Origin of the sequence: Burkholderia catarinensis, assembly GCF_001883705.2 — a bacterium.
Taxonomy (GTDB): Bacteria; Pseudomonadota; Gammaproteobacteria; order Burkholderiales; family Burkholderiaceae; genus Burkholderia; species Burkholderia catarinensis.
In genome coordinates, this window is sequence record NZ_MDEQ02000001.1 from 121,730 (window position 1) to 134,249 (window position 12,520).

Annotated in this window: 11 protein-coding genes; 5 read left to right on the forward strand and 6 right to left on the reverse strand. The window is 69.1% G+C overall.

What is annotated here, in order from left to right:
- The first annotated feature begins 7 nt into the window (after positions 1-7).
- The 3 genes from BFF94_RS00565 to BFF94_RS00575 are packed head-to-tail and all read left to right on the forward strand — an operon-like array spanning position 8 to position 4,317.
- Positions 8-3,055 (forward strand): DUF802 domain-containing protein, encoded by a 3,048-nt coding sequence (locus BFF94_RS00565; protein ID WP_219138832.1) that lies wholly within the window; start codon positions 8-10, stop codon positions 3,053-3,055.
- 3 nt (positions 3,056-3,058) lie between these two features.
- A complete protein-coding gene (locus tag BFF94_RS00570) occupies positions 3,059-3,703 on the forward strand; it encodes an OmpA family protein (RefSeq protein WP_128843763.1) in 645 nt (214 codons plus the stop codon).
- Positions 3,700-4,317 carry a DUF2894 domain-containing protein gene (locus tag BFF94_RS00575; protein ID WP_128843762.1) on the forward strand — a complete coding sequence of 206 codons (618 nt, stop codon included), beginning with the start codon at positions 3,700-3,702 and terminating at the stop codon, positions 4,315-4,317. The genes BFF94_RS00570 and BFF94_RS00575 overlap by 4 nt, the downstream gene beginning before the upstream one ends.
- 33 nt (positions 4,318-4,350) lie before the next feature.
- Here the strand turns inward: BFF94_RS00575 and BFF94_RS00580 are convergent, their stop codons facing one another.
- Entirely contained in the window at positions 4,351-4,854 is a 504-nt protein-coding gene (locus tag BFF94_RS00580; RefSeq protein WP_128843761.1) for a DM13 domain-containing protein, read from the reverse strand.
- A 240-nt stretch (positions 4,855-5,094) separates the two neighbouring features.
- On the opposite strand from BFF94_RS00580, the gene BFF94_RS00585 reads away from it, so the two are divergent.
- Positions 5,095-5,400: a DUF4148 domain-containing protein gene (locus BFF94_RS00585; protein ID WP_158061981.1), complete on the forward strand. Its 306-nt coding sequence runs from the start codon at positions 5,095-5,097 to the stop codon at positions 5,398-5,400.
- A 79-nt stretch (positions 5,401-5,479) separates the two neighbouring features.
- On the opposite strand, the gene BFF94_RS00590 is transcribed toward BFF94_RS00585, so the two are convergent.
- The 4 genes from BFF94_RS00590 to BFF94_RS00605 all read right to left on the reverse strand — a co-directional run bounded on the left by BFF94_RS00590 (position 5,480) and on the right by BFF94_RS00605 (position 10,720).
- The gene (locus BFF94_RS00590; RefSeq protein WP_128843759.1) at positions 5,480-6,052 is read right to left on the reverse strand and encodes an NADPH-dependent FMN reductase; all 573 of its coding nucleotides are present in this window, start codon (positions 6,050-6,052) and stop codon (positions 5,480-5,482) included.
- 54 nt (positions 6,053-6,106) lie between these two features.
- The gene (locus tag BFF94_RS00595; RefSeq protein ID WP_128843758.1) at positions 6,107-6,697 is read right to left on the reverse strand and encodes a histone acetyltransferase; all 591 of its coding nucleotides are present in this window, start codon (positions 6,695-6,697) and stop codon (positions 6,107-6,109) included.
- 579 nt (positions 6,698-7,276) lie between these two features.
- A complete protein-coding gene (locus tag BFF94_RS00600; RefSeq protein ID WP_128843756.1) occupies positions 7,277-8,560 on the reverse strand; it encodes an isoprenylcysteine carboxylmethyltransferase family protein in 1,284 nt (427 codons plus the stop codon).
- A gap of 120 nt (positions 8,561-8,680) precedes the next feature.
- Positions 8,681-10,720 carry a collagen-like triple helix repeat-containing protein gene (locus tag BFF94_RS00605; RefSeq protein ID WP_219138834.1) on the reverse strand — a complete coding sequence of 680 codons (2,040 nt, stop codon included), beginning with the start codon at positions 10,718-10,720 and terminating at the stop codon, positions 8,681-8,683.
- Between the two features lie 360 nt (positions 10,721-11,080).
- Between BFF94_RS00605 and BFF94_RS00610 the strand changes: the two genes are divergently transcribed.
- Positions 11,081-11,479, forward strand: coding sequence for a carboxymuconolactone decarboxylase family protein (locus BFF94_RS00610; RefSeq protein ID WP_128846411.1), 399 nt, complete (start codon positions 11,081-11,083; stop codon positions 11,477-11,479).
- Positions 11,480-11,536: 57 nt separating this feature from the next.
- Here BFF94_RS00610 and BFF94_RS00615 read toward each other — a convergent pair whose 3' ends face one another.
- On the reverse strand, positions 11,537-12,520 hold the full coding sequence (locus tag BFF94_RS00615) for an alpha/beta fold hydrolase (RefSeq protein WP_128846413.1): 984 nt from the start codon (positions 12,518-12,520) through the stop codon (positions 11,537-11,539).

Here is a 12,520-nt window from a genome sequence, read left to right on the forward strand (position 1 = left end):
ACACGCTATGTCCAGAATTCGCATTGATCTCGTTGTCTTCGTCGCCGGTCTGCTCGCAGTGGGCTGGATCGGTGTCGGCTATATCGCGTCGAACCCGCTCGCGTCGGCCGTCACGCTGCTGATCGGCGCGTGCTACGTCGCCGGCGCATGGGAGCTGCTGCGCTACCGGCAGGCGACCGCCACGCTGTCGCGCGCGGTTGCCGGCCTGGCCGAGCCGCCCGCGAAGCTCGACACGTGGCTCGACACGCTGCACCCGGGCCTGCGCGGCGCGGTGCGTGCGCGGGTCGAAGGCGCGCGCGTCGCGCTGCCGGGCCCGGCGCTCACGCCTTACCTCGTCGGCCTGCTGGTGCTGCTCGGCATGCTCGGCACGCTGCTCGGGATGGTCGTCACGCTGAAGGGTACGGGCGCCGCGCTCGAAAGCGCGACCGATCTCGATGCGATCCGCGCATCGCTGATCGCGCCGGTGAAGGGCCTCGGGTTCGCGTTCGGCACGTCGATCGCCGGTGTCGCGACGTCCGCGATGCTCGGGTTGCTGTCCGCGCTCGTGCGCCGCGAGCGGATCGACGCAGCCCAGCAGCTCGACGCGAAGATCGCGACGACGTTGCGCGTGCATTCGTCCGCGCACCAGCGCGACGAGTCGTTCCGGCTGCTGCAGTGCCAGGCCGACGTGATGCCGGCGCTGGTCGACCGGCTGCAGACGATGATGACGACGCTCGAGGCGCGCAGCGTCGCGCTGCACGATCGCCAGATTGAAAGCCAGCAGGCGTTTTTCGACCGGACCGAGCGCGCGTATGCGGGCCTCGCGTCGAACGTCGGCGATGCGCTGAAGGAAAGCGCCGCCGAAAGCGCGCAGGTGGCCGGCGCCGCATTGCAGCCGGTCGTCGCGGCGACGATGACGGGGCTTGCGCAGGAAATGGCCGCGCTGCGCGACACCGTGACGGGCGCGGTGCAGCGTCAGCTCGACGGGTTGACGGACGGCTTCGAGAAGACCACCGGCAACGTGACGGCGGTCTGGAACCGCGCGCTCGACGAACAGCGCCGCGCGGGCGACGCCGTCGCGCAGCAGCTGCAGACGACGCTCGGCCAGTTCACCGACACGTTCGCGCAGCGTTCGACGGATCTGCTCGACGGCGTCGCGACGCGCCTCGAATCGACCGAAGGCCGCTTGTCCGACGCGTGGCACGCTGCGCTGTCGCGCCAGGAGCAGGTCGGCGAGGCGCTCGCGGGCCAGCATGCGCGCGCGCTGGGCGAAGCCGCCGCGACGTTCGAACGTCATTCGGGCGCGACGCTCGCCGCGATGCGCGAGTCGCACGCGGGGCTGCAGACCGAACTGGCCGCGCGCGACGAAGAACGCCTGTCGGCGTGGAACGATTCTCTCGCCGCGATGGCCGCGAAGCTCGGCGACGAATGGCAGCGTGCGGGCGCGCACAGCGCGGGACGTCAGCAGGAAATCTGCGATGCGCTCGCGCAAACGACGCGCGATCTGGCCGCACAGGCCTCGACGTTCGAGCAACGTTCGAACGACCTGCTGACGACGATCCGCGATTCGCATACGGGCTTGCAGACGCAACTCGCCGCACGTGATGAAGAACGCCTGTCGGCGTGGAACGATTCGCTGGCCGCGATGGCCACGAAGCTCGGCGACGAATGGCAACGCGCGGGCGTGCACAGCGCGGGCCGTCAGCAGGAAATCTGCGACGCGCTCGCCCAAACGACGCGCGACCTCACCACGCAGGCCGCGACCTTCGAACAACGCTCGAACAACCTGCTGACGACGATCCGCGATTCACACACGGGCCTGCAGACGCAACTCGCCGCGCGTGATGAAGAACGCCTGTCGGCGTGGAACGATTCGCTGGCCGCGATGGCCACGAAGCTCGGCGACGAATGGCAACGCGCGGGCGTGCAAAGCGCGGGCCGTCAGCAGGAAATCTGCGACGCGCTCGCGCAAACGACGCGCGACCTCACCACGCAGGCGTCGACGTTCGAACAACGTTCGAACGACCTGCTGACGACGATCCGCGATTCGCATACGGGCTTGCAGACGCAACTGGCCGCGCGCGACGAAGAACGCCTGTCGGCGTGGAACGATTCGCTGGCCGCGATGGCCACGAAGCTCGGCGACGAATGGCAGCGCGCGGGCGTGCACAGCGCGGGCCGTCAGCAAGAAATCTGCGACGCACTCGCCCAAACGACGCGCGATCTGGCCACGCAGGCGTCGACCTTCGAACAACGCTCGAACGACCTGCTGACGACGATCCGCGATTCGCACGCTGGCCTGCAGACGCAACTGGCCGCACGCGACGAACAGCGCCTGTCCGCGTGGAACGATTCGCTGGCCGCGATGGCCGCCGCGCTGCGCGACGAATGGGCGCAGACGAGCGCGCAGGCCGCGACGCGCCAGCAGGATATCTGCGACACGCTGGCCCGCACCGCGAACGACATCACCGCGCAGGCGCAGGTTCACGCGAGCGACACGATCAACGAGATCGCGCGCCTCGTGCAGGCCGCGTCGGAGGCGCCGAAGGCCGCGGCCGACGTCGTCGCCGAACTGCGCCAGCGCCTGTCCGACAGCATGGTGCGTGATACCGCGACGCTCGAGGAACGCAGCCGCCTGCTCGCGACGCTCGAAACGCTGCTCGGCGCGGTCAACCACGCGTCGACCGAACAGCGCACGGCAATCGACGCGCTCGTCAGCACGTCGGCCGACCTGCTCGACCGCGTCGGCGCGCGCTTCAACGACACCGTCGATGCCGAAACGCGCAAGCTCGATTCGGTGGCCGCGCAGGTCACCGCGGGCGCCGTCGAGGTCGCGAGTCTCGGCGATGCATTCGGGATGGCCGTGCAGGTGTTCGGCGAATCGAACGACAAGCTGCTGACCCATCTGCAGCGCATCGAGGCCGCGCTCGAGAAATCGCTCGCGCGCAGCGACGAGCAACTCGAGTACTACGTCGCGCAGGCGCGCGAGGTGATCGACCTGAGCATGATGTCGCAGAAGCAGATCGTCGAAGATCTCCAGCAGCTCGCCGGCCGGCGCGCGCCCGTCGGAGCGTAACGCATGCACGACGAAATCGACGGCGGCGCGTCGTCCGCGCCGGTGTGGCCCGCGTTCGCCGACCTGATGTCGGTGCTGCTCGGCGCGTTCGTGCTGATCCTCGTCGGCGTGATCGGCATGCAGCTTCAGCTCACGTCGAAGCTCGAGGAAGCCGTGCGCGCGCGCCAGCAGGAAGCGCAGCAGCGCAAGTCGCTCGAACAGGCGCTCGCCGGGCCGCTCGCGGCCGGCCGCGTGACGCTCGTGAACGGCCGCATCGGCATCAGCGGCAACGTGCTGTTCGCATTGAACTCCGACCAGTTGCAGCCCGCGGGCCGCGATCTGCTGAAGACGCTGGCCGGCCCGCTGGCCGCGTACCTGAAGACGCGCGACGAGATCCTGATGATCAGCGGCTTCGCCGACGATCAGCAGGTGCATGCCGGCAACCGCCAGTTCGCGGACAACTGGGAGCTGTCGGCCAAGCGCGCGTTGACGGTCACGCGTGCGCTGATCGACGCCGGCGTGCCGGCGCCGTCGGTGTTCGCGGCCGCGTTCGGCTCCGAACAGCCGGTCAGCTCGAATGCGGACGATGAAGGCCGCGCGAAGAACCGCCGCGTGGAGATCGCGCCGGTGCCGCGCAAGTCGGCATCGAACGGAGGGAAGGCGAAGTGACGGGCGACGCGACGCACGCCCGCGCGACGCTCGACGCATGGCGCGAGCAGGGCGCCGACCGGCTCGATCCCGTACGCTTTCACCGGATCGACGCGCTCGAACGGCGCGCGGCCATGCTCGATGGCGACGCGCGCGCGTTGCTCGACGCGCGGCTGGCGACGCTGATCGAAGGCTTCGCGGAGGTGGTTGCGCGGGCCGGTGAAGCGGTGGCCGCGAGCGTGGCGGTCGATTCCACGGCAGGTGCGCCCCGGAGTGGCGCGCTTGCGGTACTCGTCGAGCGGCTCGCGCGCGATGCGCAGGCCGACCGGCGCGGGCTCGATCCCGAGCTGGTCGACTACTTCCGCACGATGTGGTCGAAAGTCCGCACGGAACAGCAGTACCGCCAGTCGCTCGACCAGGTGCCGCGCAATGCGGGGCCGCTCAATTCGAACAGTCTCGTGCACCGGTCGCTCGCGACGATGCGCGAGCTGTCGCCGGAATACCTGCAGCAGTTCCTGTCTTACGTCGACGCGCTCGCATGGCTCGAGGATCTCGCCGGCGGCGGCGCGCAGCCCGAGAAGGAAGCGCCGCGCGCGAAGGCGGTGAAGCGGGGCGCGCGGAGCAAGAGCCGCTAGCGCGCGACCCCATGCCGTTGCTGCCGGGGCCGGTTACATCGACATCCGGCCCGACATCGCGGCGTTCCGATACCGTGCCGCGCTGATGAATTTCGAAAAGCGCTCGCACCAGATCACGACCGACGTGTATTGCGCGGGATTCACGTCGGCGGGCAGCGACACGACGAAATTGCCGAATGTCTTCAGGTCGCCCACGCGCGCGGCACGCGCCTTGATCGCGAGGAACGATGCTTGGGTGTCGACGAATTCGGGAACGAGATAGATCTTGTAGTCGGGCCCCGGCGCGATGTTGCCCTCGAAGGCGATCGACGAATCGGTGATCGTCAGCTTGCCGTCCGCCCAGTGCAGCAGATCGCTCCCCGGCAGATCGCGTTCGAAGCGACCGGTATGCCGTGTGTTTTCGGCGGCCACTTGCAGTTCGATGGCGCTGGCGCCTTCCGATGCCGTCAGGATCGGAAGCACGTAGATGCCTGCGGCGAAGGCCACGAACGCTGTTGCGAGATGCGACGCGATCGGTATCCAGATTGCGGTTTTCATGTCGGACCCCATGAGCGAGAACAGAGGGCGGCGCGTGGCCGCCACCCTGTAGTCGCGCGAGCCGGCGAAATATGACAGTCGGTCGACATCGACATGCGCATGCTGTTCACATCGGGCGCGACGCCCGGCAGCCGCACGGCGGCACGACATCGAATATTTTCCGTCGGCGTGTGTCATCTTTGCGCTCGCGGATCGACTCACTCTCCGTCGACAACGTCGTCGATGCTCAGGAGAGATCAGATGAACAAGCTTGCCCTGTATGTTCTCGCGACGGTTGCCGCGACCGCTTCCGTTTCCGCATGGGCCGCGCCTCAGTCCGCCGTGACGCGCGCGGATGTCACGGCCGAACTGGCTGCAGTGCGCGCGGCCGGCTACCGCCAGACTGGCGAAGACCCGCACTATCCGGCGCGCCTGGCGGAAGCGCTGACGAAGATCGGCTCGACCGGCCCGTCGACGGCCGATACGAGCGGATACGGGACGATGTCGCCGGCCGCGAGCGAATCGGGTCCGATTGCCCGCGACGTGCCGATCTATCGCGGACGATGATCCGGGCCGGACATGGCGCCCGTCGATGGGCGTCATGTCCGATTCTTCCGGACTGCGACGTATTTTTGGATGCGCAGTGTCAGCGCGGCGGCGCGTCTTCCGCAATCGCCGCGCCGAGCGCCCGCAATGCACCGGCCAGCGCCGACGCGAACGGAGGATGCGCGGCGATGCCCGCCGCGTCGAGCTGGCTCCCGAGGATCGGCAGCGCGATCGACGCGTGCTCGACGATGCGTGCCGACATCACCGACAGCGTTTCCCGCAGCGCCGCGTCCGCATGCGTCGCGCGCGGCGACGCATTCAGCACCGCGACCGGCTTGTACACGACAGCCTCGCACCCCACGACCCAGTCCAGCGCGTTCTTCATCACGCCGGTCACGCCGTGCGCGTATTCCGGGCTCGCGATCAGCACGCCGTCGGCTGTGTTCAGGCGATCGATCAGGTCGCGCACGGCGGCGGGCGACGGATATTCGGCATCGGGATTGAACAGCGGGAATTCGCCGAGACGATCGAAGCGCGCGATGCGCATGCCGTGCGGCGCGACGAGCGCGGCCGCATCGAGCAGCGCGGCGTTGTACGACTGCGACCGGAGGCTGCCGCACAGCGCGACGATGTTGACGATGCGGTCGGAGTCGGGTCGGGGATCGGTGGTCATCGATGTGTGTTTCGGTTGGCGCGTTGCGCAGCCGCGTCGCGCGGATCGAACGGATTATCGCATCGCCGTTCGGGCCGCGTCGGCCATCCCGGCCACGCGTGCGAATTCGCCGATGTCCCATCCATTGCCGAGCAACAGCCGCCGCGTATGCAGCGCGCCGTGCACGTCGTCGGCAACGGTATCGCCGAGATAGCGCAGCGCGCGGCCTTCGATATCGACGAAGCCATGCCGGTAATCCTGCGCGAGCGCCGTCCACAACTGCGCTGCGCCGACCGATTGGCGCGCGCCGCTGATCAGGCACAGGCCCGCGTCGAGCCCCCAGCAGTACAGCGTCGTCGCGAGGCCCTGGCGTTGCGCCGAACCGCGCAGCCGCGTATGCGGCGCGCGCAGGTAGCGGTCGGCACGGCGCGGGATTTCGGGAAGGCGGTTGAACACCGTATAGCCGGCGAGCCGGCGCGCGGCCGGATCCTCGACATACAGGAAGAATTCGCCGTCCGCCTCGCGGTGGCGGACGATCAGGCCGGAGCGGCCGAGCGCGACGGCCGGCAGGCCGTGCAGGCGATGGCCGGGCTGGTGGAGGCGCTCATAGAGGGTGTCGAGTTCGTCGTCGATGTCGTGCTGGGAATGCTGTACGTCGATACGCATGGCAAGGGTCGCCCGTCCCGGGCGTATTGGGAAAGAGGTTCATCGCAAATGGGGAAAGGAATGGGTGCGGCCCCCGGGCTCGGCGAAGCGAGCCGGGGCCGCGAATCAGCTGGGGATGTGCTGGAAACCGGCGGCGATCGCGGCGAGGCCCGCGATGCAGAGTGCAAACAGGATCAGGACTTTGTGGATCACGCCTCTTTCCTCATGAATGCGCGGCGCCGGCGGGCGGCATCGCGGAGACGGTGAGCGGCGGGCACGGCCCGCACGGCCGTCGTGCGGGACGACGGTCGGGTGTCCGGCGACGGATCGTGCGCGGACGGCCAGCACCATACGCGAGGGGCCGGGGGCGGGCAATCGGGCTGGCGGAGAAAAGCGACGAAACGCGGTGAATCGTGGTGTTTCGCGACAATTGGTCGCAAGGGGGCGTGTCGCGGTGCCGAATGATGTGTGCGGGCACGCAGCGTTCGGCAGCTGGAAGTGCGCGGCGAGCGCCTTTGTATGCCCGGAGCCGGCGAAACGTCGACGTCCATGCGTGGGCCGGAACGGCATGCCTCGCCGCCCCGGCCTTCGGGGGCTCCGTCACGCCGCCTGCCGCACCCCGAACGCCTGCCTGATCCTCGCGAGCAACCCGTGCTGCGCGATCCATTCGGCATACGCGCGATAGTCGGGATCGCGCATCAGGTGGCGCTCTTCCGTTTTCGCGCGCAGGTAATAGATCAGGTTGACCGCGACGAGCGCGGCGCAGTGCGTGAGCCCGACCTGCCAGCCGAGTGGTTCGACGAACGGCACCGACACCATCCAGTACGACAGGTTCTTCGTGATGTACGCCGGATGCTTCGTGAAGCGGTACGGGCCCGACGTGATGATCCCGCGGTTGGTGAGGTTCGAGAAGCGCAGCCCGAACGAGATCGTCGACAGCGCGTAGGTCAGCAGCAGCAGGATGATCGCCGCGCCCCAGATCGCGCGCAGCGTCGGCGCGGACAGCAGCCAGTTGTCCCAGAACAGCGAGCCTTCGTAGCGGATGTAGTGGCCCGAGATCAGCGACCAGAACGGCTGGTAGCAGATCAGCGCGGCGCCCCAGCCGAGCGCCGTCGGCTCGACCGTGCGCACGTGGCTGTCGAGGATGCGGAACGTGCACAGATAGCCGACGGTGCCGAACATCAGGTCCATCGTGAACGACAGGTCGTACATGAACGTGAACGTCGCGAGCGACATCGGCGCGCTCATCGCGTGCGCGAGCGAGGCGGTCAGATGGTCGGCATCCTTCGACAGGTAGACGGTCATCAGCGGCAGGAAGAACGTCTTCACGCCCCAGCCGGCGAGCATCTCGCGCACCGGCTGCCAGTTCGCGGGCTTCTCGCGGCGGAACAGGAAGCGGCCCCACAGCAGGTACGCGTCATCGGTTTCGCGCTGATGGCGGTCCATCCACATGAAATAGAACGGCGCGGCGACGATCACGTACGGGGCGAGCGCGCGCAGCAGCGACCAGAAAGGCAGGTAGAAATCGCCGTGGTATTCGGGCAGCAGCCAGTACAGCACCCCGATGCCCGCGTAGATCGACGTGAGCGCGCCGAGCCGCGTCGCGACGCGGGCCAGGCCGAGCGGTCGCACGGCCTGGCGCGACAAGCCCGCGCTCGGGCGCAGGTAGACGCGCGAGATGAGGATTTCGTGCAGCGCGATGGTGCCGATGATCGCGAGGCTCGCGATGATCGCGCGCGTCGCGGCGTCGAGGGCCGGCTGGTCGCGCGTGAACCACAGCGCGAGGAGCCCGGCCGTGATGCCGAGCAGGCCGGCGCGAAAGGGCGTGGCGGAACGGGGCGGGCGGTCCTGGACCGCGGCGATGCCGTCGAGCGTGGAATTCATGATCGGATCCTCGTCGGGATGACGGCCGGCGCCCCCGCTTGGCGGGTGACGCCGGCCGTCGGCCGGGCTTTGTATTGACGCGCGCCCGGCCATTGGCCTGTGGTTCTGATAGGTAAAGCGTTACTTCTTGGTGCCGCCGCCCAGCAGACCGCCGAGGAGGTTGGTCACCGGTGACAGCAGGTTGCCTGCACCGCCCGCGGCGGCGCCGTTCGAGCTGCCGGTCAGGCCGGTCACCACGGTGCCGCTGCCGGCCGGCGTCGTCGCCGTGCCGGCTGCACCGCTCGGGCTGCCCGTCGCGATGGCGCCCGCGGCGCCGGCCGGCGTCGTCAGCGCACCCGTCAGCGTGCCGACCGGGCCGCTCGTCAGCAGGCCGCCGAGGTTGCCCGTCACGTTGCCTCCCGGCGTCGTGACCGTGCCGGTGAGGCTCGCGCCGAGCGGCGTCAGCGAGTTGACGAGATTGGTGACCGGCGCCAACAGGCCGCCGACGCCCGCGCCACCGGTACCGCTGGTGCCGCCGGTACCGCTCGTCCCGCCCGTGCCGAGGCCGCCGAGCGCACCCGTCACCGTGCCGAGCAGGCCCGTGACCGGTCCGAGCGGGCCGCCGCTGGTGCCGCTGGTCCCACTCGTACCGCCCGAACCGCTCGAGCTGCCGCCGCCGAGTCCGCCTGTCAGCGTGCCGAGCAGGCCGGTGATCGGGGCGAGCGGGTTGGTGCCGCTCGTGCCGCTGCTGGAACTGCCGCCTTGCACGAGGCCGCCGGCAGATGTCACCGTGTTGCCGAGTTGGGTCACGCTGCCGCCGAGACTCTGACCGGCCGGATTGCCGGTCGCGCCGCCGACCTGCGAGCCGGTGAGGCCGAGACCGCTGCCGAGCGTGCTCAGCACGGTATTGAGCGGCCCGCCGAGCAGGGTTGCACCGCCGAGCGTCTGCGTGACGCCCGGCGTCGTGACACCGCCCGTCAGCGTGTTCGTGATCGGATTGATCACACTGCCGAGCTGTGTTTCGAGCTGCTGGACCGGCGCGCTGTTCAGTGTGGTGTTCAAGCCCGACGCGGTCGCGTTGACGGCGCCGCCGACGGTGTTGACGAGTCCGCCGACGAGGGTCGTCACCGGTGCGAGCGGCGACAGCGAGCCCGAGCCGAGGCTCGTTACCGCGTTGCCGAGGTTGTTGACTGCGCCGCCGGCACCCGTGAGCAGGCCGGTGGTCGACGTCAGCGTCGGGCCAAGCGGGTTCGGCGACACGCCGATCGAGCCGAGGCCGGCTGCGACGCCGTTGCCGAGCGACTGCACGCCGTTGCCGAGGCTCGTGACCGCGTTGCCGACGCTGGTGGCCGTCGTCGGGTTCGTGCCGGGGAGCTGCACGCCGCCGATCTGCGCGCCGCCGTTCGCGACCGTCGTGCCGAGTGCCGTGACGAGCGTGCCGGTTTGCTGGAGGACGTTGCCAAGCGGGGTGACGCTGGTGCCGGAAGTGCCTGAGGTGCCGGAAGTACCCGACGTGCCGGAAGTACCCGACGTGCCGGAAGTACCCGACGTGCCGGAGGTGCCCGACGTGCCGGAAGTACCCGACGTGCCGGAAGTGCCCGACGTACCGGAGGTGCCCGACGTACCGGAGGTGCCCGACGTACCGGAGGTACCCGACGTGCCGGAAGTACCTGAGGTACCGGAAGTACCCGAGGTACCGGAAGTGCCGGAGGTGCCGGAGGTGCCGGAGGTGCCCGAAGTGCCGGAAGTACCCGACGTGCCGGAAGTGCCCGAGGTGCCGGAGGTACCCGACGTGCCGGAAGTGCCCGACGTACCAGAGGTGCCCGAAGTGCCGGAAGTGCCCGACGTGCCGGAAGTGCCGGAAGTGCCCGACGTACCGGAGGTACCCGACGTACCGGAAGTGCCCGACGTGCCGGAAGTACCCGACGTGCCGGAAGTACCCGAGGTGCCGGAGGTACCCGAGGTACCGGAAGTCCCCGAACTACCGCCGCCCGAAGTCCCCGACGAACCGCCGCCCGACGTCCCGGATGTCCCGGAAGTCCCCGAACTGCCGCCCGTCCCTGACGTGCTCGGCTTGATCGTCGGCGGGGTCGTCGGTCCATCGACCGATCCGCAACCATACAGGGCGAGCAGTGACGAGACGGCCATCGTTACCGTCGTCTTCTTGAAGAATTTGTGCATGTTGGCCTCGACATTGGAAGTGTGTCCAAGCCTCAACTGCAAATTCCGCGCCATGGCAGGTTGTACAAAACGATATCGCGTTTTGTTGCGGAAATCGGGAATATCAACGCGATTTAAACGGAGGAATAGCGGTTTCGCGCGACGAGCACGCACGGTGCGCCGGTGCGGCGGGTGCGATGTTCCCGTGAGCCGCCGTAACGTGCGGCGCGATGTTACGTAGCGTTCGGCATCGCGTGACGCGGGCGGCCTCGAACCGAGGGCCGCGTCTTTGACGAAACGCGCAGGCCGCTTGAACATGGCGCTACATCTCCCGGCCGCAGATGACGCCGAAGCGGCCACGACTCCAACCAGGACACGGACATGAGCGAACAGGACAGGGAATACGGCAAGGCGCGGCGGATCGAGGTGATGGGCGATGCGTTCGTCGAGCGCGCGATGAGCGATCTCGACGGTTTTTCGCGCCCGTTGCAGAACTGGCTGAACGAACATGCGTGGGGCAGCACGTGGCAGCGCGGCGGGATCGACCTGAAGACGCGCAGCCTGTGCACGTGCGCGATGCTGGCGGCGCTTGGCCGCAGCACGGAACTGAAGGGGCACATTCGCGGCGCGCTCAACAACGGCGCGAGCCTCGTCGAGATCCGCGAAGTGCTGCTGCACAGCGCGCTGTACGCGGGCGCGCCGGCCGCGGTCGAGGCATTCCGCAGCGCGCGCGAGGTCATCTCGGAGCTCGGTCTGCCGGTGCCCGACGACAAAGCCTGATCGCACCGCAGCGTCGGCTGCCCGGCACGGAATCAGGCTCCGCTTCGCTGCGGCGGCTTACGCGATGCGTGTTGCCGGCGCGGCAACCTCGGCCGGCGCGGCGGCGACTTCGAGCAGCCAGTCGGCGGTTGCATCCGGGATCGTGACCGGCAGCATGTGCCCGCCCTCGACGACCTTCAGCCGCACGCGCGACGATTTCTTCGCGAGCGCGTCGCCGTGCTCGCGCCAGTTCAGGATCGGATCGGCGTGGCCGTACAGCACGTCGACCGGCAGCGCGAGGTCCGCATAGCGGCGCTCCATCGCCGGCAGGTCGACGGGCGCCGACAGCAGGTCGGTCGCGGTCGCATAGAACGTGCGCGGCCGCAGCCCGAGCAGGCCGCCGCCCTTGACCGGAAAGTCGCGCGGCACGTCTTCCGGCGCGAACACCTGGCGCACGGCCTTGCGGCCGGTCAGGATCGTCAACGGAATCGCGAAGGTCCACGACACGAAACGGCGCACGAGCGGCGACGGCAGCATCAGCGGCCGGAACGGCGCGGGCGGCTCGGGCTGCTGGTGCGACAGCGGCGCGATCAGCGCAAGCCGGCTCACGCGGTCCGCGTGGTTCAGGCCGACCGCGAGCGCGATCGCGCCGCCGAGCGAGTGGCCGACCAGCACGGGCTTGTCGAGCCGCAGCGCGTCGATGAACGCGGCGACCGTGCGGGCCTGCGCGAACACGTTCGCCTGCGAGCCCGCGCCGCGGATCGAGCGGCCTGCGCCCGGCCGATCGATCAGGATCACGCGATGCTGCTGCGCGAGCCGCGCGAGCGGCAGGTAGGCGAAATTGCGCAACTGCCCCGCGAGCCCGTGGACGAACACGATCGGCGGGCCGCTGCCGTATTCGACGTAGTGGATGCGGTCGCCGCCGATATCGACGAAGCGGCCTTCGGGCGGAAATGCGCGCGTCACGCGGCTGGCGACGTAGCCGGAAAACAGCGCGAGCGCGGCGAGCACCGCGACGACGCCGAGCAGCACGTTCTGGATCAGATGGAGCGTAGGGGTCAT

Bases quoted from the DNA above. Each gene is read 5' to 3' on its own strand.
- BFF94_RS00565 (WP_219138832.1), top strand. From the start codon at position 8: ATGTCCAGAATTCGCATTGATCTCGTTGTCTTCGTCGCCGGTCTGCTC.
- BFF94_RS00570 (WP_128843763.1), top strand. From the start codon at position 3,059: ATGCACGACGAAATCGACGGCGGCGCGTCGTCCGCGCCGGTGTGGCCC.
- BFF94_RS00580 (WP_128843761.1), bottom strand. From the start codon at position 4,854: ATGAAAACCGCAATCTGGATACCGATCGCGTCGCATCTCGCAACAGCG.
- BFF94_RS00585 (WP_158061981.1), top strand. From the start codon at position 5,095: ATGAACAAGCTTGCCCTGTATGTTCTCGCGACGGTTGCCGCGACCGCT.
- BFF94_RS00590 (WP_128843759.1), bottom strand. From the start codon at position 6,052: ATGACCACCGATCCCCGACCCGACTCCGACCGCATCGTCAACATCGTC.
- BFF94_RS00595 (WP_128843758.1), bottom strand. From the start codon at position 6,697: ATGCGTATCGACGTACAGCATTCCCAGCACGACATCGACGACGAACTC.
- BFF94_RS00600 (WP_128843756.1), bottom strand. From the start codon at position 8,560: ATGAATTCCACGCTCGACGGCATCGCCGCGGTCCAGGACCGCCCGCCC.
- BFF94_RS00605 (WP_219138834.1), bottom strand. From the start codon at position 10,720: ATGCACAAATTCTTCAAGAAGACGACGGTAACGATGGCCGTCTCGTCA.
- BFF94_RS00610 (WP_128846411.1), top strand. From the start codon at position 11,081: ATGAGCGAACAGGACAGGGAATACGGCAAGGCGCGGCGGATCGAGGTG.
- BFF94_RS00615 (WP_128846413.1), bottom strand. From the start codon at position 12,520: ATGACCCCTACGCTCCATCTGATCCAGAACGTGCTGCTCGGCGTCGTC.